The following is a 26,013-nucleotide window of genomic DNA, read 5'->3' as shown; positions in this document are numbered from 1 at the left end:
TTTACGCTTTACGGGCAGCTTCATAGGCCGCCAGCGTGGCGGTTCGCGCCTGTTTATGGTCAACAATCGGGCGAGGATAATCGAGTTTTACCCCGTGTTTATCCGCCCAGTCCCAGGGTTGATGCACGGATTTTTCCGGTACATCGCTTAGCGCCGGTAGCCAGTGGCGAATAAACGCGCCATCAGCATCAAAGCGTTCACCCTGCGTGGTCGGGTTAAAAATTCGAAAATAGGGAGCCGCATCGGTGCCCGTCGAGGCCGCCCACTGCCAGCCGCCATTGTTCGCCGCGAAATCGCCATCGATCAACTGCGACATAAAATAACGCTCCCCATGACGCCAGTCGATAAGTAAGTCCTTGACCAGAAAGCTCGCGGTTATCATCCGTAAGCGGTTGTGCATCCAGCCGGTGGCGTTCAACTGGCGCATCGCCGCATCAACAATCGGGTAGCCGGTGTTGCCGCATTGCCAGGCTTGCAGATGCTTGTCGTTTTCCTGCCACTGCACCTTATCAGTCCAGGCGATAAAAGGGCGATGCTTACAGAGTGCCGGATGATAAGTCATCAGATGGCGATAAAATTCGCGCCAAATCAGCTCACTCAACCACACGGCCCCCGGCCCACCGTCAAGCGCCTGCGGTTGTTCAGCCAGCAGACGATGCAGGCACTGGCGCGGCGATAGAGCGCCAATTGCCAGACACGACGACAAACGACTGGTGCCCTCGATTGCCGGGAAATCGCGTTGCTGCTCATACGCTGCCGCCTGCTGCTGGCAAAACTGACGCAGCCGCGCGATTGCGCTTTTCTCATCAGCCGGGAACAGATTTTCATCAAAATCCTGTTGGGGGTAATCAAGCGTAACCGGATGTGGCGCGACGTCGACGCCTTCACGCGGGTGCGGCGCGGCAACACACTGGGGCAGATCCGCTTTCAACCGGCGCAGAAAGGCGTTTTTAAAGGGCGTAAAGACTTTGTACATCTCATGATTGCCGGTCATCACGCTACCGGGTGCCAACATCACGCTGTCGTCAAAGCCCTGGCAGGCGACATTCGGTAGCGCTTTTTCGACGGCGGCGTCGCGCTGTCGCTCGTTGAATTCGTATTGATAGTTGTAAAAGAGATGGCTTACTTGCTCGCGCTCGCAGACATCCACCACTGTTTGTACGCTGTCGGTAAAATCCGCCGCTTCCCGGTAAATCAACGGAATGCCTTTTTCCGCCAGCGCCAGTTGTAAGGCGTTGAGATGCGCATTGATAAACGCCGCCTGACGAGGCGCCAGATGATGTTGCTGCCACTGCGCAGGCGTGGCGATAAACAGGGCTTTTACCTGCGCGTTATCGCTGCGACAGGCGGCCGCAAGCGCAAGATTGTCATGTACGCGCAGATCCGCGCGAAACCAGACCAGATGGGTGGTCATACCGCTCCTAATATCCGTAACGTAAGCGCCGCGCCTCTGACCCGGAGTCAACATTGCGTTGCCCGGCCCGGGACGCGTCGGGAAATTCAACCATATAGTGTTTGAGTAAAGTCTTCGGCGCAAGCCGTGGCTGGGTTGGCTGGCGGTAACGTTTAATCAGTGTGAAGAGTGTTGGCTGCTGGCTGGCATGAAACGTTTTACAAACACCGGGCATCAGCGCCCTGATGTGATTGCACCGCGTATCAATCGCCTGGTGGGCCGGTGCACATGTTTGCCGGGGAGAATGCGATATCGCCGCGAGCGCAAGCCTTACATAGCCGCCGTCAAAACAGACCGATTTCCCGGCCAAACAGGTATGCATGCCCGCAGGAATTTTCTCGCGCATCACGGCTCCTTTTTCTACCCGCAGTAAGTGTAGTCAAAGGCCGCAGGTAAAAAAAAGCCACCGCGAATGCGGTGGCGATGAGGTTTGCTGTGTGTCGTCGATTAATAAAAGTCGCAGCTTACTTTCTCTGCTTGATCCATCCACACCGGTTTTTCACTGGTTTTTGCCCAGACGCGATGCAGATAGCTATAAAAACGTGCGCGGTCTTTCCAGAACAACATTACCGGCAACGCCAGCACACCCGCCAGAACGGCGAAAGCACGTCGCAACAGCACAATATGAGCCGGAAACGCTTTGTATGTGTCCATAATTCTCTCCCCTTTGTCAGGCCGGTAAGCAGCACCGGAAAATTATTAGCCCCCCTGAAAGTCACTAACGTAAAAACCAGGGCGGCACTGAAATCTGGTTAAAATAGTACCGTTTTGTTTGTAATTTTACTACTCATCCGACCACTATTTTTTGTCAATTTCGGCTTTATTTACATTCAGCCGGTAAATAAGTTACAAAATGGTTAAATTAATACTAACCATCAGTTAAATTGTGGATTTCTTTGTTAAACATGACAGCCCCACAGAAAAGGGCTACGCGTATACGCACCACTCCGCCAGTTCATTCCGCGTAATTTTTATATTTTTTTTACACTCCGCCCGCCGATTTTTGCGAAATCTTTGCGCCGAAAATCCTACTTTTTCTGCACATCGTTAAATCACCCCGGAGGTGGATTGTGAGTGCAGGCGTAGTAATCGGCATCGTGCTGGTTTTCCTGTTATTGGGCTATCTGGTTTATGCCCTGATCAACGCGGAGGCTTTCTGATGGCCGCTCAGGCGTTTCTTCTGATTGCCAGCTTTCTGCTGGTATTGTTTATCCTCGCGCGCCCGCTCGGTTCGCTGCTGGCGAAGATGATCGCCGGTCAGTCGCTTCCCGGTGTGCGCGGTATGGAAAACCTCCTCTGGCGCGGGCTCGGTATCGATACCCGTGAAATGAACTGGCGGCACTATTTACTGGCGATTTTATGGCTGAATATCTTCGGCCTGGTGCTGCTGTTTGCGATGCTGATGTTGCAAGGAATGCTGCCGCTCAACCCACAAAACCTGCCGGGGCTCTCCTGGCATCTGGCGCTGAATACCGCCGTCAGCTTTGTATCCAACACTAACTGGCAGTCATATTCCGGGGAAAGCACCCTGAGCTACTTCAGCCAGATGGCTGGGCTGACGGTACAAAACTTCTTATCTGCCGCGACCGGTATTACTGTGGTCTTTGCGCTGATCCGCGCTTTTTCACGCCGCAGTATGGAGACACTTGGTAATGCCTGGGTTGATATCACACGTATTACCCTGTGGCTGCTGTTGCCTGTCTCGCTGCTGATTGCGCTGTTTTTTATTCAGCAAGGGGCGCTACAAAACGTTTCGGCGTACCAGGCTTATACCTCGCTGGAAGGCGTGCAACACCTGATGCCGATGGGACCTGTTGCGTCGCAGGAAGCGATCAAAATGCTCGGTACCAACGGCGGCGGCTTCTTTAATGCCAACTCGTCGCATCCGTTTGAAAACCCCACTGCCTTAACCAATTTCGTGCAGATGCTGGCGATCTTCCTGATCCCGGCGGCACTCTGTTTCGCCTTTGGCGATGCGGTTGGCGATCGCCGTCAGGGACACATGTTGCTGTGGGCAATGTCGATTATCTTCGTCATCTGCGCCGGGATTGTGATGTGGGCGGAATTACAGGGTAACCCGCACTTCCTGACGCTCGGCGGCGATAGCGCCATCAATATGGAAGGGAAAGAGAGCCGTTTTGGCATTCTGGCAAGCAGCTTGTACGCCGTCGTCACCACGGCGGCCTCTTGCGGGGCGGTCAACGCCATGCACGACTCGTTTACTGCGCTTGGCGGCATGATCCCGATGTGGCTGATGCAGATAGGCGAAGTGGTGTTCGGCGGCGTGGGGTCAGGTCTGTACGGCATGCTGCTGTTTGTGCTGCTGGCGGTGTTTATCGCCGGGCTGATGATTGGCCGCACGCCTGAATTCCTCGGTAAGAAAATTGACGTTCGCGAAATGAAAATGACCGCGCTGGCAATCCTTGTCACCCCGGCTCTGGTGCTGATTGGTACCGCGCTGGCGATGATGACCGATGCCGGACGCAGCGGCATGTTCAACCCCGGCATTCACGGCTTTAGCGAAGTGCTGTACGCCGTCTCATCTGCCGCCAATAACAACGGTAGCGCCTTTGCGGGTTTAAGCGCCAATACACCGTTCTGGAACTGTTTGCTGGCGTTTTGCATGTTCTTTGGTCGCTTCGGTGTGATTGTTCCAGTCATGGCGATTGCCGGTTCGCTGGTGGCGAAGAAAATTCAGCCGACCAGCTCCGGCACGCTGCCAACGCATGGCGCGCTGTTTATCGGCCTGCTGATCGGCACCGTGTTACTGGTCGGCGCTTTAACCTTTATTCCTGCCCTGGCGCTCGGCCCGGTGGCGGAATACCTGCAATTTTAAGAGTGGCGGAGACGCGTTATATGAGTCGTAAACAACTGGCGCTTTTCGAACCGAATCTTGTTCGCCAGGCGCTGATGGATTCCGTGACCAAGTTAAGCCCGCATGTGCAGTGGCGTAACCCGGTGATGTTTATTGTCTGGATTGGCAGCGTGTTAACTACCCTGCTGGCGCTGGCGATGGCGACCGGTCATCTCGACGGCAGTGCGTGGTTCACCGGCGCTATCAGCGTGTGGCTGTGGGTGACGGTTCTGTTCGCCAACTTCGCCGAAGCGCTGGCCGAAGGCCGCAGTAAAGCGCAGGCCAATAGCCTGAAAGGGGTGAAAAAGACCGCGTTTGCCCGCAAACTTCGTGCCCCGCAGCATGACGCGCAAATCGACCATATTCCGGCGGAAGATCTGCGCAAAGGCGATATCGTGCTGGTGGAAGCAGGCGATATTATCCCCTGTGATGGCGAAGTGATCGAAGGCGGCGCGTCGGTGGATGAGAGCGCGATTACCGGGGAGTCCGCACCGGTGATTCGTGAGTCCGGCGGCGATTTCGCCTCGGTAACCGGCGGTACGCGCATTCTCTCTGACTGGCTGGTGATCCAGTGCAGCGTCAACCCCGGCGAAACGTTCCTTGATCGCATGATCGCGATGGTGGAAGGCGCACAGCGGCGTAAAACGCCAAACGAAATCGCGCTGACCATTTTGCTGGTGGCCCTGACGATTGTTTTCCTGCTGGCAACGGCAACGCTGTGGCCCTTCTCCGTGTATGGCGGCACGCCGGTGAGTGTCACCGTGCTGGTTGCCCTGCTGGTGTGTCTGATCCCGACGACTATCGGCGGGCTGCTTTCCGCGATTGGTGTTGCCGGGATGAGCCGCATGCTGGGCGCAAACGTCATTGCCACCAGCGGTCGCGCGGTGGAAGCCGCGGGCGATGTCGATGTGTTATTGCTGGATAAAACAGGCACCATCACGCTGGGTAACCGCCAGGCGTCTGACTTCCTGCCTGCCCAGGGTGTGGATGAAAAAACGCTGGCCGATGCCGCACAGCTCTCATCCCTGGCCGATGAAACACCGGAAGGCCGCAGTATTGTTATCCTGGCAAAACAGCGCTTTAACCTGCGCGAGCGCGATATGCAAAGTCTGCAAGCGACCTTTGTGCCGTTCACCGCGCAAACCCGAATGAGCGGGATTAACGTGCAGGACCGGATGATCCGTAAAGGTTCCGTTGATGCTATTCGCCGCCATATCGAAGCGAACGGCGGGCACTTCCCGGCAGATGTCGAAGCGCTGGTCGAACGCGTGGCGCGCCAGGGGGCAACGCCGCTGGTGGTGGCCGAAGGAGCAAAAGTGCTGGGCGTGATCGCGCTGAAAGATATCGTCAAAGGCGGCATCAAAGAGCGTTTTGCCCAGTTACGCAAAATGGGGATTAAAACGGTGATGATCACCGGTGATAACCGCCTGACCGCCGCCGCGATTGCCGCCGAAGCGGGTGTCGACGATTTTCTGGCCGAAGCGACCCCGGAAGCCAAGCTGGCGCTGATCCGTCAGTATCAGGCGGAAGGCCGGCTGGTGGCGATGACCGGCGATGGCACCAACGACGCCCCCGCGCTGGCGCAGGCGGATGTGGCGGTTGCGATGAACTCCGGTACGCAAGCGGCGAAAGAAGCGGGCAACATGGTGGATTTGGATTCCAACCCCACCAAGCTGATTGAAGTGGTGCATATCGGCAAACAGATGCTGATGACGCGTGGTTCGCTGACCACCTTCAGTATCGCTAACGATGTGGCGAAGTACTTCGCCATTATCCCGGCGGCGTTTGCGGCGACCTATCCGCAGCTGAATATGCTCAACGTGATGCACCTGCACTCCCCGGCGTCGGCGATTTTGAGCGCCGTTATTTTTAACGCGCTGGTGATTGTGTTTCTGATCCCACTGGCATTGAAAGGGGTGAGCTACAAACCGCTGACCGCCTCTGCCATGTTGCGCCGTAACCTGTGGATCTACGGGCTGGGCGGTTTGATCGTGCCGTTTATTGGCATCAAAGCGATCGACCTTATTCTCACGCTGTTCGGCCTGGTGTAAGAGGAAGTTAAAAATGGCTTTATTACGTCCCGCATTTCTGCTTTTGATACTCTTTACCCTGATTACCGGCGGGCTTTACCCGCTGCTTACCACCGCGCTGGGGCAATGGTGGTTTCACGATCAGGCCAACGGCTCACTTATTCGTGAAGGTGACAACGTGCGTGGTTCACGCCTGTTAGGTCAGGATTTTACCCAACCGGGATATTTTCATGGTCGCCCTTCCGCCACGGCGGACGCGCCTTATAATCCTATGGCGTCTGGCGGCAGTAACCTGGCGGGTAGCAACCCCGAGCTGGACAAAGAAGTGGCGCAGCGCGTCGCGCAACTGCGGGCCGATAACCCGCAAGCGGATACGCATGTTCCGGTAGAACTCATTACCACCTCGGCCAGCGGCCTTGACGGGCAGTTATCTCCGCAGGCCGCTGAATGGCAGATCCCACGGGTGGCGCAGGCGCGTAACCTGCCGGTGCAGGTGGTGGCGAAACTGGTGGCGGAGCATACCTCAACACCGCTGGTGAATTTTATCGGCCAACCGGTGGTGAATGTGGTGGAACTTAATCTGGCGCTGGATGCGCTCAAGGACAAATAAAGCATGACTGATGAGCCTTTGCGCCCCAATCCCGACCGCCTACTGGAGCATGCCGCCACCGCGCACCGGGGCAAGCTGAAAGTCTTTTTTGGCGCCTGCGCCGGAGTGGGGAAAACCTTTGCGATGCTGCAGGAAGCACAGCGGCTGCGGGCGCAAGGGCTGGATATTCTGATTGGCGTCGTGGAAACGCACGGCCGAAAAGAGACCGCCGCGCTGCTGGAGGGGCTGGCAACGCAGCCCGCCCGGCGTATCCACCATCGCGGACGCTTAATTCAGGAGTTTGATCTGGACGCCGCCCTTGCGCGGCGTCCGGCGCTTATTTTGATGGACGAACTGGCGCACAGTAACGCGCCCGGCTCGCGCCACCCGAAACGCTGGCAGGATGTCGGAGAGCTGCTGGAAGCAGGGATTGATGTTTTTACCACCGTCAACGTTCAGCACCTTGAAAGCCTCAACGATGTGGTCAGCGGCGTAACCGGGATTCAGGTGCGCGAAACGGTGCCGGACCCTTTCTTTGACAGCGCCGATGAAGTGGTGCTGGTGGATTTACCGCCGGATGACCTGCGCCAGCGTCTGCACGAAGGCAAAGTCTATATTGGCGGTCAGGCGGAACGCGCGATTGAACACTTCTTTCGTAAAGGCAACCTGATTGCCCTGCGCGAACTGGCGCTGCGCCGCACAGCCGATCGCGTGGATGACCAAATGCGCGCCTGGCGCGACCGCCAGGGCGAAGAAAAAGTCTGGCACACGCGCGATGCGATTTTGCTTTGCGTCGGCCACGGTGCCGGCAATGAGAAACTGATCCGCACGGCCGCACGCCTGGCGGCTAAGCTCGGCAGCGCCTGGCATGCGGTGTATGTCGAAACCCCAACGTTGCATAAACTGCCGGAACCGCAGCGGCGGGCGATTTTAAGTTCACTGCGCCTGGCGCAGGAGCTGGGCGCAGAAACCGCCACCCTTTCCGATCCGGCGGAAGACCGCGCCATTTTGCGTTACGCGCGCGAACATAATCTCGGCAAGATTCTGATTGGCAGACGCAATAAACGCCAGTGGTGGAGCCGGGAATCCTTTGCCGATAAGCTCGCCAGACGCGCGCCGGATCTCGATCTGGTGATCATCGCGCTGGAAGATGCGCCGACTCCCCTGCCCGCTCGCGCCGGGGATGTGCGGCCATTTATGGATCGCTTCCGTGTGCAACTGAAAGGCTGCGTGGTAGCGCTTGCGCTTTGTGCCGCCATTACCCTGATTGCCATGCAGTGGCTGACGGCATTTGATGCCGCCAACCTGGTGATGATCTATCTGCTTGGCGTGGTACTGGTGGCGCTATTTTTTGGCCGCTGGCCCTCCGCTTTCGCCACGGTGATTAACGTTGTCAGTTTTGATCTCTTTTTTATCGCCCCGCGCGGTACGCTGGCGGTTTCCGATGTGCAATACCTGCTGACGTTTGGCGTAATGCTGACGGTAGGCCTGGTGATTGGTAACCTGACGGCCGGTGTGCGTTATCAGGCGCGGGTGGCGCGCTACCGGGAGCAGCGCACCCGCCATCTGTATGAGATGTCAAAAGCGCTGGCGGTTGGGCGTAGCAATCAGGATATCGCGGCGACCAGCGAAACCTTTATCCACTCAACTTTTAATGCGCGCAGCAAACTGCTGCTGCCGGATAGCCACGGTCAGTTGGCGGCTGTGACGCAGACGCACGGTATGACGCCGTGGGATGACGCCATCGCCCGCTGGAGTTTTGATAAAGGCCAGCCGGCAGGCGCGGGCACCGATACGCTGCCCGGCGTGCCGTATCAAATTTTGCCGCTAAAAAGCGATCAAAAAACCCATGGATTGTTGATTGTTGAACCGGCGAATCTGCGCCAGTTAATGATCCCGGAACAACAGCGCCTGCTGGAAACCTTCACCCTGCTGGTCGCCAGCGCGCTGGAACGCCAGGCATTAGCCACCAGCGAAGAACAGGCGCGGCTGGCCAGTGAGCGCGAAAGCATTCGCAACTCGCTGCTGGCGGCGCTGTCCCACGATCTGCGCACGCCGCTAACCGTGCTGTTTGGTCAGGCGGAAATCCTCACGCTGGATCTGGCGAGCGAAGGGTCAGCACATGCGCCGCAAGCCAACGAAATTCGCCAGCATGTGCTGAACACTACGCGACTGGTGAATAATTTGCTGGATATGGCGCGCATCCAGTCTGGCGGCTTTAACCTGAAAAAAGAGTGGCTGACGCTTGAAGAGGTGATTGGCAGTGCGTTGCGAACGCTGGAGCCAGGGCTTGGCGGCCAGCATATTGCGCTCGACCTGCCCGACCCGCTGATGCTGGTGCATGTTGACGGCCCGTTGTTTGAGCGCGTACTGATTAATCTGCTGGAAAATGCGGTGAAATATGCCGGGCATCGCGCCGAAATTGGGATTACCGCGCACAGCACGCCGGACCAGTTAACGCTGGATGTGTGGGATAACGGACCGGGGATCCCTGCGGGCCAGGAAGCGGCGATTTTCGATAAATTCGCCCGCGGAACCAAAGAGTCAGCCATTCCCGGCGTTGGACTGGGGCTGGCGATTTGCCAGGCGATTGTCGAGGTGCATGGCGGCACCATCGCCGCCCGCAACCGCCCACAAGGCGGCGCGCTGTTTTGTGTTACACTTCCACGGGAAACACCGCCGCAACTGGATGAATTACCTGAGGATCTGTGATCAACGTTCTGATTGTTGAAGATGAACAAGCTATCCGCCGTTTTCTGCGTACCGCGCTGGAAGCCGAAGGGCTGCGCGTCCATGAAGCAGAGACACTTCAGCGCGGGCTAATTGAAGCCGCCACCCGCAAACCGGATCTGGTGATCCTCGATTTGGGGCTGCCGGACGGCGACGGGCTCGACTTTATCCGTGACCTGCGCCAGTGGAGCAAGATGCCGGTAATTGTGCTCTCTGCGCGTACCGAAGAGAGCGACAAAATCGCCGCGCTGGATGCGGGTGCCGATGATTATCTCAGCAAGCCGTTTGGCATTGGCGAATTGCAGGCGCGCCTGCGCGTCGCGCTGCGCCGCCATGCCGCCGCCACACCCGATGAGCCAGTGGTCACCTTTTCTGATATCCGCGTCGATCTGGCTAACCGCCGCATTCAACGCGGTGAAGAAGAACTGCATCTCACGCCGATTGAGTTTCGCCTGCTGGCGGTGCTGCTCAATAACCACGGGAAAGTCCTGACGCAGCGCCAGCTGCTTAGCCAGGTCTGGGGACCAAACGCCGTGGAACACAGCCATTATCTGCGTATTTATATGGGGCATTTACGGCAAAAGCTGGAAGTCGATCCGGCGCGTCCTCGCCATTTACTGACGGAAACAGGTATCGGCTACCGGTTTATGCTCTGACGGCGTATCCTTCTGATTTTTGGGAGGGAAATCATGAGTGCCTGGTTAATTTATGCCTTGTTGTCGGCGCTGACCGCTGCGCTGGTGGCCATTTTCGGCAAAATCGGTTTACAACATCTTGATGCCAATACCGCTACCGCAATCCGCGCAGTGGTGATGGCAATTTTCCTGGCTGGCGTGGTAGTGGTTCAGGGCAAGCTGTCGCTGATTTCGACGGTTTTCGCCGACAGAAAAGCGCTGCTGTTTGTGGTGCTAAGCGGCGTAGCGGGTGCGCTGTCGTGGCTGTTCTATTTTATGGCGATCAAAAGCGGGAATGTGTCGCGCGTGGCGCCGATTGATAAGCTCAGCGTAGTGTTTGCGGTGATTCTGGCGGTAGTGCTGTTTGGCGAGAAGGTTTCTCTGATTTCCGGCGCGGGAGTGGCGCTGATCACCGCCGGGGCGCTGATGGTGGCGCTGGGGTAATCGCAAACAGGCAGTAAAAAGGCTCCCGAAGGAGCCTTTTCTTTTCAGTGATTACGCGTTTTTCAGCACTTCGCTGACAATCTCTACCGCTTCTTTTTCGATCTGCTTACGGTGTTCAGCACCGAGGAAGCTTTCACAGTAGATTTTGTAGGCGTCTTCCGTGCCTGACGGACGCGCGGCAAACCAGCCGTTATCGGTCATCACTTTCAGCCCGCCAATCGACGCGCCATTACCCGGTGCGGCGGTCAAACGCGCGGTAATCGGATCGCCTGCCAGTGTGCTGGCGCTAACCATTTCCGGGGAAAGTTTAGACAGTGCAGCTTTCTGCGCGGACGAAGCGGAAGCCTGCAAACGGTTGTAGCTCGGCGCGCCGAAACGCGCAGCCAGCTCATCGTAGTGCTGCTGCGGGTTTTTCCCGGTGACGGCGGTGATTTCCGCAGCCAGCAGGCACATGATGATGCCATCTTTATCAGTAGACCACGGGGTGCCGTCGAAACGCAGGAACGAAGCCCCCGCGCTCTCTTCGCCGCCGAAGCCGAAGCTGCCATCATGCAGACCATCGACAAACCATTTAAAGCCAACCGGCACTTCCACCAGCTTGCGGCCCAGGTCATTCACCACCCGGTCGATCATCGCAGAGGAGACCAGCGTTTTACCGACGGCAACCTCTTTGCCCCACTGCGGACGGTGCTGGAACAGGTAGTTGATGGCAACCGCCAGGTAGTGGTTTGGGTTCATCAGGCCAGCCGGCGTTACAATGCCGTGACGGTCGTAGTCCGGGTCGTTGGCGAAGGCCAGATCGAATTTGTCACGCAACGCCAGCAAGCCCGCCATTGCGCTCTCAGAGGAGCAATCCATGCGGATAACGCCATCTTTATCGAGATGCATAAAACGGAATGTCTGATCGACCTGATCGTTAACAATCGTGAGATCCAACTTGTAATGCTCGGCAATACGTTTCCAGTATTCGATACCAGAACCACCCAGCGGATCGACGCCCAGCTTCAGACCCGCTTTCTGGATTGCCGCCATATCGACAATATCCGCCAGCCCTTCGATAAACGGCTGTACCAGATCTTTTTCTGTCACGTGACCGGACGCCAGCGCGGCATCGAGCGTAATGCGTTTCACGCCTTTCAGGCCGTCGGCCAGCAGTGCGTTAGCGCGATCTTCCACCACTTTGGTGACGTTGGTGTCTGCCGGGCCGCCATTCGGCGGGTTGTATTTGATCCCACCATCTTCCGGTGGGTTATGCGACGGCGTAATAACGATACCGTCCGCCTGCGCGCCGCCGTTTTTGTTGTGAACCAGGATAGCGTTTGAGATGGCAGGCGTTGGTGTGAAGCCGTTATTTTCCTGCACGATGACGTCCACGCCGTTGGCTGCCAGCACTTCCAGCACCGAGATAAACGCCGGTTCTGACAGCGCGTGGGTATCTTTACCCACATAACACGGACCGGTAATACCGTTTTTTGCACGCTCTTCGGCGATAGCCTGAGCGATGGCGAGGATATGTTGCTCGTTGAAGCTGTGGCGACCTGCGCTGCCACGGTGGCCGGATGTGCCGAACTTCACCGCATGTTCTGAATTTCCGACTTCCGGTTTCAGCACGTAATACTGCGCAGTAAGCTGAGCGACGTTGATCAAATCGCCCTGTTGTGCAGGTTGCCCCGCACGCGGATGGTTAGCCATTGCCTGGTCCTTTCAATGCAAGGATTAAATTGTGCCGCAAACTTTTTCAATCAATTCCGCAGGGAACTGCATTGATTGCATGATGTGCTCGATCATGCTGCATTTACGACCCGTATTGGTGTTAGTGATGACCCAGTAAGGGGTGTTCGGCACCTGTTTCGGCTTGGTTTGATTGCCGTTTTGCAAAAGCGTTTGCTCGTTCGCGGCAAAGTATACGCGGGTGCGCCCATGCAGAGACTCGGTGGATTCCGTAAACCCTTTTTCATCCAGTAAGTAGAGTGTAGACAGCACCAGCAGGAAACGATTCACCGCCTTTTTCTGCTCGGCGTATTCATCAGACAGCAGCAGTTCGCGCACGGCACGGACTTTGTCTTTGGCGGTGTTTGTCGGTTTAACCTCAACGGTGCTGACATTACGCGGCTCTTTTACCGGCGCGAGGGAAGCGGCAGGCTGTGATGATTGAGGTACGGCGGAAAATTTTAACATGCGCCGTAAAATGTCGGATGCGCTCTCGCCAATGTGCTTCGTGTGGCTGGCAATATAACTGTAGAGCTCATCATCAACTTCGATCGTTTTCATCTTAATCCAGTGCGATATCTTATCTGAATACAAGTGTTGGGATTATAAAGTGAAATCTCAACAGCGGATAGCGTCAAACCAGGATGGCGGCAAAACTAAGAGTAATTCTTAACCTTGCGGCCGGGCGGCAGAATGTTCAACATAATAACCTAACCCGAATCAGTGAAAAAAAGAACTTTGCCATGAAATTGAATACGCGCGCGCAAACTGCGCAACATCCGCACAACAATTCTCCGATCGTCCTTGTTCACGGTCTTTTCGGTAGCCTTGATAACCTTGGCGTGCTCGCCCGTGAACTGGTTCAGGATCATGACGTGTTGCAAGTGGATATGCGTAACCACGGTCTTTCAGAACGCGCTTCAGAAATGAACTACCCGGCCATGGCGCAGGATCTGCTGGATACGCTGAACGCTCATCAACTCGACAAAGCGACCTTTATTGGCCACTCCATGGGCGGTAAAGCCGTGATGGCGTTAACAGCGCTTGCGCCGGAGCGTATTGATCAACTGGTGGCGATTGATATTGCGCCTGTGGATTACCAGGTGCGCCGCCATGACGAAATTTTTGCCGCCATCAATGCGGTGAACGATGCCGGGGCATCCACTCGCCAGCAAGCCGCCGCTCTGATGCGCGAACATATAAATGAAGAAGGTGTCATTCAGTTCCTGCTGAAATCCTTTGTCGACGGCGCATGGCGTTTCAATGTGCCGGTGTTATGGGAGCAGTATCCGCATATTGTCGGCTGGGAAACGGTTCCTGCATGGCATAAACCGGCCCTGTTTGTTCGCGGCGGAAACTCCCCTTATGTCACTGAAGCGTACCGTGACGCGCTGCTGGCGCAGTTCCCGCAGGCGCGGGCGCATGTCATTGCCGGTGCCGGCCATTGGGTACATGCCGAGAAACCCGACGCGGTTTTGCGTGCTATTCGTCGCTATCTCGCTGAAAAGACAAATTGATTAAAAAGGCGGCGACTGGTCGTTTCAACGCGCCCGGTCGTTGGCGTGTCCGTTGTGCTGATGTATGATGGCGCGCTATTCAGCCCGGGCGCGCCGCCCGATTGCTTGTTTTTCCCGTAGTATTTAGATCATGGCTAAAGAACAAACGGACCGTACGACACTAGACCTGTTCGCGAATGAGCGTCGCCCGGGACGGCCGAAGACAAACCCGCTCTCGCGCGATGAACAGTTGCGCATCAACAAACGCAATCAGCTAAAACGCGATAAAGTTCGTGGGCTTAAGCGTGTCGAATTAAAACTCAACGTGGAAGCCGTCGATGCGTTAAACGAGCTGGCAGAAGCGCGAGATATGAGCCGCAGCGAGCTTATCGAAGAGATGCTGCTGGCGCAGCTGAAGGCATTGCGCGGCTAGCGAATCCTCCGAAACATCGTCGAAATAACACTTTCATGTGTCATACAGTGCAGTCCGACGCGATAGCAGTTTCCGCGTGCTTCCCTGTTCTGCTATGATTGCCCTTATCTGTGGGCGTAGCGCCACCACCATACTCATTAAGTTTCAAGAGGTTATTTTACTCATGGCAATTACAGGTATTTTCTTCGGCAGCGACACCGGCAACACCGAAAACATCGCGAAAATGATTCAGAGTCAGCTTGGTAAAGATGTTGCCGACGTACATGACATTGCCAAGAGCAGCAAAGAAGATATCGAAGGGTATGACATTCTGTTGCTCGGCATTCCTACCTGGTACTATGGTGAAGCGCAGTGCGACTGGGATGACTTTTTCCCGACGCTGGAAGAGATCGACTTTAACGGTAAATTAGTTGCGCTGTTCGGCTGTGGCGACCAGGAAGATTACGCGGAGTATTTCTGCGATGCGCTGGGCACCATTCGCGATATCATCGAACCGCGCGGCGCGACCATCGTTGGTCACTGGCCAACCGCGGGCTACCATTTTGAAGCCTCTAAAGGTCTGGCGGACGATGACCACTTCGTTGGCCTGGCGATTGACGAAGACCGTCAACCCGAGCTGACTTCCGAACGCGTTCAAAAATGGGTAAAACAGGTTCGCGAAGAGTTGCACCTGGACGATATCCTTAATGCCTGAGTTTTTTTACGGCGTAATCTGTGGGTTACGCCGTATTAATAGATAAAAGCAATGGAAATAATTGCTACAAATTTTTAACTTTTTTCTCCATCGCTGTACAATAAGCCCTGCTAAACTGGGTGCCGCCGTAAAGGACTTTGCTGGCGACACCACGTTTTATAAGCTTACTTTACTTGAGGGCTTGCAGTTTTCATCCAGCCATGGCAGTTCTATAATGAGACGCATTACCCCAGGTGCATTCCTTATAACTTCCGCTAAGGAAGTGAATCGTATAGCAACAGGACAGATTCCGCATGACTGACAACAATACCGCATTAAAGAAGGCCGGCCTGAAAGTCACGCTTCCTCGGTTAAAAATCCTTGAAGTGCTTCAGGAACCGGATAACCATCATGTCAGTGCGGAAGATTTATACAAACGACTGATCGACATGGGCGAAGAGATCGGGCTGGCAACGGTTTACCGTGTACTGAACCAGTTTGATGACGCCGGGATTGTGACCCGTCATAACTTCGAAGGCGGCAAGTCCGTTTTTGAACTGACTCAACAACATCACCACGATCACCTGATCTGCCTCGATTGCGGCAAGGTGATTGAATTCAGTGATGACTCCATTGAAGCGCGTCAGCGTGAAATCGCCGCGAAACACGGTATTCGCCTGACTAACCACAGTCTTTACCTTTACGGCCACTGCGCCGAAGGTGACTGCCGCGAAGATGAACACGCGCACGACGCGAAATAATAGCGTTTAAAACCTAAAAGCCAGCCTGACGGTTGGCTTTTTTTTATCTGCAATAACGATAACGGCAAAAAAGAAAAACCCGGCAAGCTCGCGCCGCCGGGTTTAATCACCACATCACATTACGCTTTTACGCTGTCGACACGGCTAAAGCGTTTACCGTCCGGGCTGGCGGTGCGCACCTGCACTTCCCCGCTCACCTGCGGACGCGCTTTATCGTCGTAGCGCTGCCAGTTTTTGCCGCCGTCGGTTGAGAACTCAACCACCATGCCCGGGAAACTGGTATTGGCTTCCAGTTTTCCACCGACCACGCGAGCGCCCGGCACAGGCAAGCGATAGTGCACGCCCGCTTTGTCCAGTTTCGCCAGTTCACGATGGCCTAACAGATTAGCAAAGCGTTGCCAGTCCCTTTCCAGCGCTTTCACATCCACCAGATGTGTCTCACCGCCTTTGTATTCACGCCCGGCTTTGTAATCCTGCTCCCAGCCCGCGCGGTGCCATGCGCGTTCCGCCACCGAAATCATACGTGGATAGATCATGTACTCCATCTGATTATCGGTGCGCACCACCTCGCTCCACAGCTGCGCAGAAAGGCCATACGCACCCGGCCACGGTTTGTCGGACTTCGCGCTAAACGGGGTGCCATCGCGATCAAGCGAGGTTTCTGCGTTCTGCGGCATATTGTCCGGGGCGAAGCTGAATATCTTACGTTCATCGCTAAAACGCGTGCCCCAATAGTAACCGCTTTCGGCCGGGTTGACCTCATTCGGGAAGTCGAGATAAACGTAATCCGGGTTAGAGACCACCACGCGGAAACCTTTGTTCGCCCAGTCATTTACCGAGTCAAAACCGCCCCAGTAGAGCGTGTCCCAGAAGTTCACGTTGACATGATCGGTGGCGAACACCGACGCATCTTTGGCATCTTTCAAACCGTCCTGCCACGCCTGCATCGTGTCAATGCCGTGCGCTTTCACCAGCTTGCTGACCTCAACGCCAAAATAGCTGGAGAGATGTTCAACGTCGGCAACTTTGCCCTCTTTGATCATCGCCTGGCAGGCTTGCGATTTCGCCCACGGCTTATCCTGATTGCTCTGATCAATAATGCCTTTGCCCGCTTCCGGTTTTTTCTGATCCGTATAACCGGCGCCCAGATAGATATTTTTCGCTTCGTCGCCACCAAAATGCCAGGTATTCAGCGGCAGTCCGGCTTCTTTATGCATCTGCTGGATTTCGCCAATCACTTTGTCTACAAAGTTACGCGACGAATCGAGGCACGGATTGAGATAGCCGGTGCGGTTATAGAACTGCACACCGGTGGTGTTGGAGGTATCCGTCGGATCCAGTAAACGGTACTGGTTCGCCTCTTTCTCTTTGCCCTCTTTCATCAGGCGCTCATACCGCGCTTCCATAGAGATTACCGCGGCACGCGCATGAGCTGGCATATCGATTTCCGGGATCACTTCGATTTGTCGCGCTTTGGCGTATTTGAGGATTTCGATGTAATCGGCACGGCTGAAGTGACCGCTGCCGTTGTTATTGCTGTCCGGTCCGGAACCGAGCTGTGGCAACAGGCATGTTTTCTCACTCAAATCATGACAACGTTTACTGCCGATATCGGTCAGTTCTGGCAGACCGGGGATCTCAATGCGCCAGCCTTCATCATCCGTCAGATGGAAATGGAATTTGTTCAGTTTGTACGCCGACATCTGATCTAACAGGCGCAGTACCGCCGCTTTACTGTGGAAGTTGCGACCAACATCCAGCTGGATGCCGCGATAATCAAAACGCGGTGCATCTTTCGCTTCAAGCGCGGCAATCTTCATCTCGCCGGTGGCAGGAACGAGCGACAGCAGCGATTGCAGACCGTAGAACACGCCCGCCTGATCGTAGCCGGTCACCACGGTTTCTTTCGCGCCAATATGCAGACGGTACGCGCCAGACACCGCCTCATCGCCGCTAAAGGTGTTGCTGGCAATTTCAGTCCGTAGCGGATAACTGCCCTCTTTCACGCCCAGTAATGCAAAGCGTGATTTCACCGCATCTTGTGCATCGGCACTCAGCGCGGAGAGATCCAGCTTCACACCCTTACCCAAGTCGATATCCTGCCCGTGGATATTAACGTGCTGCGGCGTGGGCACAATCTGGCCGCGTAGCGATGCGAGATTTAGCGCTTTCACATCGCTATTTTTCTCAAAGCGCGCCTCGGCAGTCATCAGGATATTTTTGTCGTCCGGTGTGCGTTTCCACTGATTATCAAGCGGCGCAACAAAGCGGGATAAATCTTCCGTGTCCGTATTAGCAATCACTTTCGCCGTCGCGCCGTCGGCGGTGACGTACCAGCGCGGCAGCACATCCGTGATAAACAACTGCCAGTATTCATTGATAATCGGGATCTCTATCGCCTGCTTCGCCGGGAAACCGGTGAATTTGTCGGTCGGCTCCAGCTTATGCAAGTCGCCCATAATATGGGTCACTTTGAACTGATCGTTTGCCACCTCCAGCACCGGGCGAATGCTGTGAAAATAAATAGCCCAGCCTTTGTCGGTGACCGCGTCGCCATTATTGGTCAGGGTAATGACAGCTTTGTTGCAGGAGGCCCAATCCGCGCCGAGCTTCGCGCAGTCAACCCCGTGTTGCCCGGCGAAATTGTCTTTCACCGCATAGTTAAGATGAAACTGGCTGATAGCATCCACGGTACTCTGATTCGCCAGTGCCGCAGTGCTGCCCAGCATAGCCAGTACGGCACTGGCGAGCATACTTAAACGAACTGTTTTCATTACATATTCCTTGTAGTTTGCCGGGACGAACCCGGCAGGCGCTCATCAGAAAATGGTAAACGGTGCGATAACCATAAACTTCACATCACGCTCATCCTGGAAGATGTTGCCATAACCGCCGCTGTAGCTTGGGATATCGGAATGGTTGTCGTACTGAGTGAAATGCAGCTTGAACATCGTGCCTTTCGCACGTCCGTCCTGCAGAGTGTAAATCGCATCGAGGCTGTAAGAGGACTCTTTCAGGCGGTAGTTCGGATCGTAATAGGCATCTGGCGTTGCCATGTCAGCCGGTTTCGCATCCCAGGCGTAGGCGTAAGACGCGCCCACCGTCCAGCCCGGCAGGTTCCAGTTTTTCAGATCGTACATCGCACCGAAGAACACCGCTTTTTCGCCGTTGGCGTTAAAGTCAGAACGGTTATCCCACCAGATATCCAGCCGACCGTTGGATGAAGCGTAAGTCGGCGTCATACGTTGCAGGAAGTAGCCCTGCTGACCATCGGCTTTCACCCACGTTCCTTCCAGACGCAGATCGACCTGCCCCACTTTGTAGCCAAATGTCAGCGCCTGCAGCCATGCGGTGCCATCATAAATATCGTTTACGCCGCCATTACTGACTTTATCGCGCGTGCCATAGAACTGGTAACTGGTGCTCAGCGGGCTACCCGCGATATCGAATTTGTAGCTTGCTTTAGCGAAATATTGATCGACATAACCCTGAGCCTGACCAAACGCGGCTTCAAGGATCAGATCGTTTTTGAAGTCATACTTCGCGCCAACCGAATGCAGGTAATCGACTTTGGTCTTTCTATCGTTTTGATAGAACTTGTCCATCTCGATATGCCACGGCGATTTGTACTCGTTGGTCCACATGTAGGAGAAACTCAACGCCCCGGCATCGCCGTAGTCAAAATTCGCCCCGGCTTCCGCGCCCTGATAAGTACCGGGCATAAAGCTCCAGTGCGGCGCTAACAGCGTCTGGCCGGTTGGCTGGATGTAACCCGCGCGCGCCCATACCGGACCATATTTAAATTTCGCCGCAGCTTTATACAGGCTGACCCCGCTCTTATCCCCTGACCAGTCTTCTTTGTAGGCTTTATTGCTGGAGGAGAAGGCGATTTCGTTCGGGTGCGCGCTGTCGCCATTTTCCGCCATCTCAATGGCGGTGAATGCCGCAATATCCAGCCCAAACATATCGGCGGCGTAACCGGACTGGAAATCCAGGTTCGCGTTCCATGTCGAGTGGGAAAGGTTGGTTTTGTATTTATCTTCCAGAACATCTTTGCGGTCACGTTCACGCTGCCAGTAATAGATACCGCCCGTGAGCGTGGAATCATCGATAAAGCCTGCTGCATGAGCCTGTGGAGAGACAACCCAGCCCGACATTGCTGTGACACCGGCGATTGCCAGCGCCAGCGTACTACGTTTGCCACTAAACGTACGCATGTGTGATTCCTTCTAGACGTATTTATAAAATCGCCAGAGATAGCGAAAAAAAGACCAAATAGTTTAGGTAGTTACGAAAACCCCCGAATTCACTACCGGCTTAAGACTATTTTTCGCGACGCGAATTATCAATGTTTTTTAGCGGGAAAATGACAGGATTATGACGAAGAGCACATATTCCGTAGTGTTTTGAAACATGTTACATAAAACAGGAAAACCACAAATAAAATCCAGAAAAATAAAGAGATTAATGCTAATTGATAGCGATTACACATTAAAATCAACTATTAAAACCACGAAATTGCTTTCCACCTGTTCAATAAAGGCATCAATAATAAGACACATTAATTCGCGACGCGAATGTATATAAAGTGTAACAACCTAATCGATAAGCAAAAAAAAACGCCGCTGGAAGCGGCGCTTTAACACAATTGTTTCTGGTTGACTTACTCAGTCACCGATTTTCGCCCAGGTATCACGCAGGCCCACGGTGCGGTTGAACACCAGTTTGGAAGCGGTTGCATACCGGCTATCGAGGCAGAAGTAACCTTCACGTTCGAACTGGTAAGCTTTGCCCGCTTGCGCTTCTTTCAACGACGGCTCAGCGTAGCCTTGCTTGATGACCAGCGATTCCGGATTGATGGTCGCCAGGAAATCTTCGGCAGCGCCCGGGTTCGGCACACTGAACAGGCGATCATAAAGGCGGATTTCGACCGGCAGCGCATGCTGTGCGCTAACCCAGTGGATAACCCCTTTCACTTTGCGACCATCGGCCGGATCTTTACTCAGCGTTTCCGCATCGTAAGAACAGAAAATCGTGGTGATGTTGCCATCGGCATCTTTCTCCACGCGTTCAGCTTTGATGACGTAAGCATTACGCAGACGCACCTCTTTCCCCAGCACCAGACGTTTGTACTGTTTGTTGGCTTCTTCGCGGAAATCTGCGCGATCGATCCAGATTTCACCGCTAAATGGCACATCACGCGTGCCCATTTCCGGCTTATTCGGATGGTTCGGCATGCTAACCATTTCGCTGCTGCCCTGCGGGTAATTTTCGATAACCAGTTTCACCGGATCGATAACCGCCATCGCACGCGGTGCGTTTTCGTTCAGATCTTCACGGATGCAGGACTCCAGAGAAGCCATCTCAATGGTGTTGTCCTGTTTGGTGACGCCGATACGTTTGCAGAATTCACGGATAGAGCCAGCGGTATAGCCACGACGGCGCAGACCAGAGATGGTCGGCATACGCGGATCGTCCCAGCCTTCAACATGTTTGTCAGTGACCAGCAGGTTCAGTTTGCGCTTGGACATCACGGTGTATTCCAGATTCAGGCGCGAAAACTCGTACTGACGCGGGTGAACCGGAATGGTGATGTTATCCAGCACCCAGTCATACAGACGGCGGTTATCCTGGAACTCCAGCGTACACAGTGAGTGGGTAATGCCTTCCAGCGCATCGCTGATGCAGTGGGTAAAGTCGTACATCGGATAAATGCACCACTTGTTACCGGTCTGGTGATGTTCAGCGAATTTAATGCGGTATAGCACCGGGTCGCGCATCACGATAAACGGTGAGGCCATATCGATCTTCGCACGCAGACACGCTTTGCCCTCTTCGAAGCCACCCGCACGCATTTTTTCAAACAGTGCCAGGTTCTCTTCCACGCTGCGATCGCGATACGGGCTGTTTTTACCCGGCGCTGTCAGCGTACCGCGGTATTCGCGGATCTCATCAGCGGAGAGCTCGTCAACGTAGGCCAGACCTTTGTTGATAAGCTCAATCGCGTATTCGTACAGCTTGTCGAAGTAATCCGAGGAGTAGCAGATGTCGCCAGACCAGTTAAAGCCCAACCATTGCACGTCGTTCTTAATCGATTCAACGTATTCGATGTCTTCTTTTGCCGGGTTTGTGTCATCGAAACGCAGGTTGCACTGCCCCTGGTAATCTTGCGCGATACCAAAGTTCAGGCAGATCGATTTCGCGTGGCCAATGTGCAAATAACCATTCGGCTCCGGCGGAAAACGGGTATGGACGGTAGTGTGCTTACCACTGGCCAGATCTTCATCAATGATCTGGCGAATAAAGTTAGTCGGGCGGGCTTCTGCCTCACTCATCACAGGTTCCTCAAGGCGTAAACAACGTATAACGGCATATGATCTAATAAGAGGACGCAGGAAACAACCTTTACTTATACAAATCACTGATGCCCGGGAGAAAGGTATTCAGCTACGTCCTGCGCTTGTCGGCAGCGCAAATCTTGCGTGGTTGGTTTAAGGATGACCGGGCTCGCTATCTCATCGCCCTTTCCTCTTTGCGGAATATAACCCGGCGCTTCAATACACCAGCCCCACGAGTAGAAATTCGTCCCGTGCAAAAAGAAAATCATATTTTCCCATTGGGATTTTTTCTCGACATCAATATGCCCTTGCCGGTCAGCCCGAAACCCCTCCGGCGGCGGATAGTACCCCGGCGGTGAACGCCCGGTGCTGACCCACATCATTGCCGTTGAGATCGGTTCTCCGGCTGGATTACGCACATCCACTTCATAGTGTGGACGCAACGTGGCGTAACGTGGAATACAGCCGCTTAACGCCAGTGCGATACAGAACGCGCAAATTATCCTTTTCATCATCATCCCCATCATTAAAGCGACATCAGTATGGCACTGATTAAATGCAAGGCAAAAAAAAGCGGCGGAGGATATTCCCCCGCCGCTTAAGGCATGAAAGCTTACTCAGGAGCCATTAGCCTTTAATTTCAAACAGCGGCGTCTGACCAGCAACCACCGCGCCCTGCGCCTTGATAACCAGGCCGCTAAAGTCGTCGATATTGCTGACCACCACCGGGCTAATCATCGAACGGGCATTGGCGTTGAGGTACTCCAGATCCATTTCGAGGATTGGCTGCCCCGCCACCACTTCCGCGCCTTCTTCAACCAGACGAGTAAAGCCCTGACCGCCCAGCGCAACGGTATCAATGCCCATATGGACAACGATTTCCGCGCCTTTCTCCGTTTCCAGGCAGAATGCGTGGTTAGTGTTGAAGATTTTCACAATGGTGCCTGCCGCCGGAGAAACCACGATTTTATCCGTCGGTTTCACCGCCACGCCGTCACCCACTGCTTTGCTGGCAAACGCTTCATCCGGCACCTGATCCAGCGCTACCAGTTCACCGGTTACAGGCGATACCAGCTCAGCGATGGTTGTCGCGTTCGGTACCGCCTGCGGCTTTACCGCTGCCGCCGGCGCCGCTGCGGACGCAGCATTACCTGCCGCCGGAACATCACCAGCCGTTCTCATTGCGTCGGCAATTTTTTCCGCCACGAAACCAACGATAATCTGTACGCCGGTTTTGTTCAGACGAATAACGCCGGATGCGCCAAGACGTTTCGCCATGGACTCATTGACCAGCGAAGAGTCTTTCACCGTTAAACGCAGACGAGTGATACAGGCATCAATGCCGGTCAGGTTAGAAGAACCGCCAACCGCAGCGATATACTGACGCGCCAGGCCGCTCACATCCTGCTCGGTATTACCGCTGACATTCACATCCTGACCATCAGTTTCATCACCTGCAACGGCCAGCTCGCGACCCGGTGTCAGCATGTTGAACTTGGTGATAGCGAAACGGAAAACCACATAATAGATAACAAAGAACACCAGACCTTGCGGGATCAGCATCCACCACTGGGTTGCCAGTGGGTTACGCGAGGAGAGCACCATATCCACCAGACCGGCGCTGAAGCCGAAACCGGCAATCCAGTGCATGCTCGCGGCGATAAACACGGAGATCCCCGTCAGCACCGCATGGATCACATACAGTACCGGCGCAACGAACATAAAGGAGAATTCCAGCGGTTCGGTGATACCGGTAAAGAACGCGGCAAACGCGCCCGCCATCATGATACCCAGCACTTTGGCTTTGTTTTCCGGACGTGCGCAGTGGTAAATCGCCAGCGCCGCGCCCGGCAGGCCGAACATCATGATCGGGAAGAAGCCCGCCTGGTAACGGCCAGTGATACCGACCACCGCTTTACCGGCTTCGATAGACTGCGCGCCACCGAGGAAGTTCGGGATATCGTTGATGCCCGCGACGTCAAACCAGAACACGGAGTTGAGCGCGTGGTGCAAACCGACCGGAATTAACAGGCGGTTAAAGAAGGCGTAAACGCCAGCACCCACGGAACCGAGTTTCTGAATACTCTCACCAAATTCCACCAGGCCTGTAAACACCACCGGCCAGATGTACATCATGATGAAAGCAACAACGATCATCACAAACGAGGTGAGGATCGGCACCAGACGGCGGCCGCTAAAGAAGGAGAGCGCTTTCGGCAGCTCAACGCTGCTAAAGCGGTTATACAGCTCAGCCGCAATAATCCCCACCAGAATACCGACGAACTGGTTTTTGATTTTGCCAAACGCGGCCGGAACTTGATCCGCAGGGATTTTTTGGATCATTGCCACTGCTGCCGGTGAACAGAGCGTGGTCAGAACCAGGAAGCCGACAAAGCCAGCCAGCGCCGCAGCACCATCTTTGTCTTTTGACATACCGTAAGCGACACCTACCGCGAACAGCACGCCCATGTTATCGATAATGGCGGAGCCGGACTGGATGAAAAACGCCGCCAGCGCGTTTTGGCCACCCCAGCCGACCGGGTCAATCCAGTACCCGACGCCCATCAGAATTGCCGCCGCAGGCAGCGTGGCGACAGGCACCATTAGCGCACGGCCGATCTTTTGCAGATAACCTAGAATACTCACTTTTATTCCCCCTATGAACCCGATGAGAGCTCACTGAAACAGTCGTTTTTTATTGTGTCACTAACCCTGAAATCACGGCTATTTTCTCACTACCTGACAGAGTGTGTGAAAAATTAATTCGCCTCGCAAATTAAAAGCGTATTTTCTGTGATTAAAATCACTAAGTATCGTCAACCCCCCTCCCAAACTCTGGCAAACAGGTAAAACTTATTTTATGATTAAAAATATCAGGACGGATTGCTCCCTTCTCTGTCGCGAACCAGGTTACGCTTAACGTTGAGTTAGCATGCATTCCGCCAACTTTCTTCATTTAACTTTTGAGGTGAACAATGAGACTGATTCCCCTGGCGACAGCTGAACAAGTCGGCAAATGGGCAGCCCGCCATATCGTCAATCGTATCAACGCGTTCAAACCGACCGCAGACCGTCCGTTTATTCTCGGCTTACCGACCGGTGGGACCCCGCTCACCGCGTACAAAGCGTTAGTTGAGATGCACAAAGCAGGCCAGGTCAGTTTCCAGCATGTTGTCACCTTCAACATGGATGAGTATGTCGGCCTGCCGAAAGATCACCCGGAAAGCTACCACAGCTTTATGCACCGCAATTTCTTCGATCACGTTGATATCCCGGCTGAAAATATTAACCTGCTTGATGGCAACGCGCCGGATATTGACGCAGAATGTCGCCGTTATGAAGAGAAAATCCGTTCTTACGGCAAAATTCACCTGTTTATGGGTGGCGTAGGCAACGATGGGCACATCGCGTTTAACGAACCGGCGTCTTCGCTGGCTTCGCGCACCCGCATTAAAACCCTGACCCATGACACCCGCGTGGCGAACTCTCGTTTCTTTGACGGCGACGTTAATCAGGTGCCGAAATACGCATTGACCGTGGGTGTGGGCACGTTGTTGGATGCGGAAGAAGTGATGATCCTGGTGCTCGGCGGCGTGAAAGCACAGGCGCTGCAAGCGGCCGTTGAGGGTAACGTTAACCACATGTGGACCATCAGTTGTCTGCAACTCCATCCGAAAGCGGTCATTGTCTGCGACGAACCGTCCACGATGGAGCTGAAAGTGAAAACGCTGAAATACTTCAACGAGTTAGAAGCGGAAAATATTAAAGGTCTGTAAGTCAGTTCCCGCTCCGCGAGGCGGATCCTGCGGAGCGGTATACCTAGTTAAC

At 54.6% G+C, this 26,013-nt stretch carries 22 protein-coding genes; 12 read left to right on the top strand and 10 right to left on the bottom strand.

The genetic code is table 11. The annotated features are described in order from the left end of the window. Nucleotide 1: 1 nt before the first annotated feature. The 3 genes from phrB to IP581_RS06655 form a co-directional block, all read right to left on the bottom strand. The gene (gene phrB / locus IP581_RS06665; RefSeq protein ID WP_193822092.1) at nucleotides 2-1,414 is read right to left on the bottom strand and encodes a deoxyribodipyrimidine photo-lyase; all 1,413 of its coding nucleotides are present in this window, start codon (nucleotides 1,412-1,414) and stop codon (nucleotides 2-4) included. Between the two features lie 7 nt (nucleotides 1,415-1,421). Then, nucleotides 1,422-1,799 carry a DUF1722 domain-containing protein gene (locus IP581_RS06660; RefSeq protein WP_193822091.1) on the bottom strand — a complete coding sequence of 126 codons (378 nt, stop codon included), beginning with the start codon at nucleotides 1,797-1,799 and terminating at the stop codon, nucleotides 1,422-1,424. Nucleotides 1,800-1,900: 101 nt separating this feature from the next. Then, entirely contained in the window at nucleotides 1,901-2,107 is a 207-nt protein-coding gene (locus tag IP581_RS06655; protein ID WP_086871574.1) for a YbfA family protein, read from the bottom strand. Between the two features lie 416 nt (nucleotides 2,108-2,523). On the opposite strand from IP581_RS06655, the gene kdpF reads away from it, so the two are divergent. From kdpF to IP581_RS06620, 7 genes are read left to right on the top strand one after another with little or no spacing between them, the layout of a single operon-like run. Then, nucleotides 2,524-2,613, top strand: a complete 90-nt coding sequence (gene kdpF, locus IP581_RS06650) for a K(+)-transporting ATPase subunit F (RefSeq protein ID WP_020457044.1) — start codon at nucleotides 2,524-2,526, stop codon at nucleotides 2,611-2,613. Next, nucleotides 2,613-4,289: a potassium-transporting ATPase subunit KdpA gene (kdpA, locus tag IP581_RS06645; RefSeq protein WP_193822090.1), complete on the top strand. Its 1,677-nt coding sequence runs from the start codon at nucleotides 2,613-2,615 to the stop codon at nucleotides 4,287-4,289. The genes kdpF and kdpA overlap by 1 nt, the downstream gene beginning before the upstream one ends. A 20-nt stretch (nucleotides 4,290-4,309) precedes the next feature. Next, complete coding sequence (gene kdpB, locus IP581_RS06640; protein WP_193822089.1) at nucleotides 4,310-6,358, top strand: potassium-transporting ATPase subunit KdpB; 2,049 nt, start codon at nucleotides 4,310-4,312, stop codon at nucleotides 6,356-6,358. Nucleotides 6,359-6,371: 13 nt separating this feature from the next. Further along, nucleotides 6,372-6,947, top strand: a complete 576-nt coding sequence (gene kdpC / locus IP581_RS06635; protein WP_086871568.1) for a potassium-transporting ATPase subunit KdpC — start codon at nucleotides 6,372-6,374, stop codon at nucleotides 6,945-6,947. 3 nt (nucleotides 6,948-6,950) lie between these two features. Then, nucleotides 6,951-9,638, top strand: coding sequence for a two-component system sensor histidine kinase KdpD (gene kdpD, locus IP581_RS06630; protein ID WP_193822088.1), 2,688 nt, complete (start codon nucleotides 6,951-6,953; stop codon nucleotides 9,636-9,638). Beyond that, on the top strand, nucleotides 9,635-10,312 hold the full coding sequence (kdpE, locus tag IP581_RS06625; RefSeq protein WP_045509019.1) for a two-component system response regulator KdpE: 678 nt from the start codon (nucleotides 9,635-9,637) through the stop codon (nucleotides 10,310-10,312). Before kdpD ends, kdpE begins: the two co-directional genes overlap by 4 nt. Nucleotides 10,313-10,345: 33 nt before the next feature. Further along, nucleotides 10,346-10,774, top strand: a complete 429-nt coding sequence (locus IP581_RS06620) for an EamA family transporter (protein WP_193822087.1) — start codon at nucleotides 10,346-10,348, stop codon at nucleotides 10,772-10,774. 51 nt (nucleotides 10,775-10,825) lie between these two features. On the opposite strand, the gene pgm is transcribed toward IP581_RS06620, so the two are convergent. Together pgm and seqA are read right to left on the bottom strand one after the other, a co-directional pair. Further along, nucleotides 10,826-12,466 carry a phosphoglucomutase (alpha-D-glucose-1,6-bisphosphate-dependent) gene (gene pgm, locus IP581_RS06615; RefSeq protein WP_193822086.1) on the bottom strand — a complete coding sequence of 547 codons (1,641 nt, stop codon included), beginning with the start codon at nucleotides 12,464-12,466 and terminating at the stop codon, nucleotides 10,826-10,828. A gap of 24 nt (nucleotides 12,467-12,490) precedes the next feature. Further along, a complete protein-coding gene (seqA, locus tag IP581_RS06610; RefSeq protein ID WP_193822085.1) occupies nucleotides 12,491-13,045 on the bottom strand; it encodes a replication initiation negative regulator SeqA in 555 nt (184 codons plus the stop codon). Nucleotides 13,046-13,227: 182 nt separating this feature from the next. Between seqA and ybfF the strand changes: the two genes are divergently transcribed. The 4 genes from ybfF to fur all read left to right on the top strand — a co-directional run bounded on the left by ybfF (nucleotide 13,228) and on the right by fur (nucleotide 15,847). After that, the gene (ybfF, locus tag IP581_RS06605; protein ID WP_193822084.1) at nucleotides 13,228-14,001 is read left to right on the top strand and encodes an esterase; all 774 of its coding nucleotides are present in this window, start codon (nucleotides 13,228-13,230) and stop codon (nucleotides 13,999-14,001) included. A 130-nt stretch (nucleotides 14,002-14,131) separates the two neighbouring features. After that, the gene (gene ybfE, locus IP581_RS06600) at nucleotides 14,132-14,413 is read left to right on the top strand and encodes a LexA regulated protein (protein WP_017455918.1); all 282 of its coding nucleotides are present in this window, start codon (nucleotides 14,132-14,134) and stop codon (nucleotides 14,411-14,413) included. 163 nt (nucleotides 14,414-14,576) lie between these two features. Beyond that, entirely contained in the window at nucleotides 14,577-15,107 is a 531-nt protein-coding gene (gene fldA, locus IP581_RS06595) for a flavodoxin FldA (protein ID WP_017455917.1), read from the top strand. Nucleotides 15,108-15,400: 293 nt separating this feature from the next. Continuing rightward, nucleotides 15,401-15,847 carry a ferric iron uptake transcriptional regulator gene (fur, locus tag IP581_RS06590; protein WP_007373881.1) on the top strand — a complete coding sequence of 149 codons (447 nt, stop codon included), beginning with the start codon at nucleotides 15,401-15,403 and terminating at the stop codon, nucleotides 15,845-15,847. 119 nt (nucleotides 15,848-15,966) lie between these two features. On the opposite strand, the gene IP581_RS06585 is transcribed toward fur, so the two are convergent. The 5 genes from IP581_RS06585 to nagE form a co-directional block, all read right to left on the bottom strand. After that, complete coding sequence (locus IP581_RS06585) at nucleotides 15,967-18,621, bottom strand: beta-N-acetylhexosaminidase (RefSeq protein WP_193822083.1); 2,655 nt, start codon at nucleotides 18,619-18,621, stop codon at nucleotides 15,967-15,969. Between the two features lie 45 nt (nucleotides 18,622-18,666). Next, complete coding sequence (gene chiP, locus IP581_RS06580; RefSeq protein WP_193822082.1) at nucleotides 18,667-20,064, bottom strand: chitoporin ChiP; 1,398 nt, start codon at nucleotides 20,062-20,064, stop codon at nucleotides 18,667-18,669. Nucleotides 20,065-20,514: 450 nt separating this feature from the next. After that, nucleotides 20,515-22,182: a glutamine--tRNA ligase gene (gene glnS / locus IP581_RS06575; RefSeq protein ID WP_193822081.1), complete on the bottom strand. Its 1,668-nt coding sequence runs from the start codon at nucleotides 22,180-22,182 to the stop codon at nucleotides 20,515-20,517. An 83-nt stretch (nucleotides 22,183-22,265) separates the two neighbouring features. Continuing rightward, entirely contained in the window at nucleotides 22,266-22,697 is a 432-nt protein-coding gene (locus tag IP581_RS06570; RefSeq protein ID WP_193822080.1) for a membrane lipoprotein lipid attachment site-containing protein, read from the bottom strand. Between the two features lie 115 nt (nucleotides 22,698-22,812). After that, a complete protein-coding gene (gene nagE, locus IP581_RS06565) occupies nucleotides 22,813-24,831 on the bottom strand; it encodes an N-acetylglucosamine-specific PTS transporter subunit IIBC (protein ID WP_193822079.1) in 2,019 nt (672 codons plus the stop codon). Between the two features lie 329 nt (nucleotides 24,832-25,160). Between nagE and nagB the strand changes: the two genes are divergently transcribed. Further along, nucleotides 25,161-25,961 (top strand): glucosamine-6-phosphate deaminase, encoded by an 801-nt coding sequence (gene nagB / locus IP581_RS06560; protein ID WP_017455911.1) that lies wholly within the window; start codon nucleotides 25,161-25,163, stop codon nucleotides 25,959-25,961. Nucleotides 25,962-26,013: the final 52 nt, after the last annotated feature.

This window comes from Kosakonia pseudosacchari (assembly GCF_015167415.1).
GTDB classification, from domain to species: Bacteria; Pseudomonadota; Gammaproteobacteria; order Enterobacterales; family Enterobacteriaceae; genus Kosakonia; species Kosakonia pseudosacchari.
The sequence above is the reverse complement of the archived record's forward strand: the minus strand, read 5'-3'. Positions and strand labels throughout refer to the sequence as shown.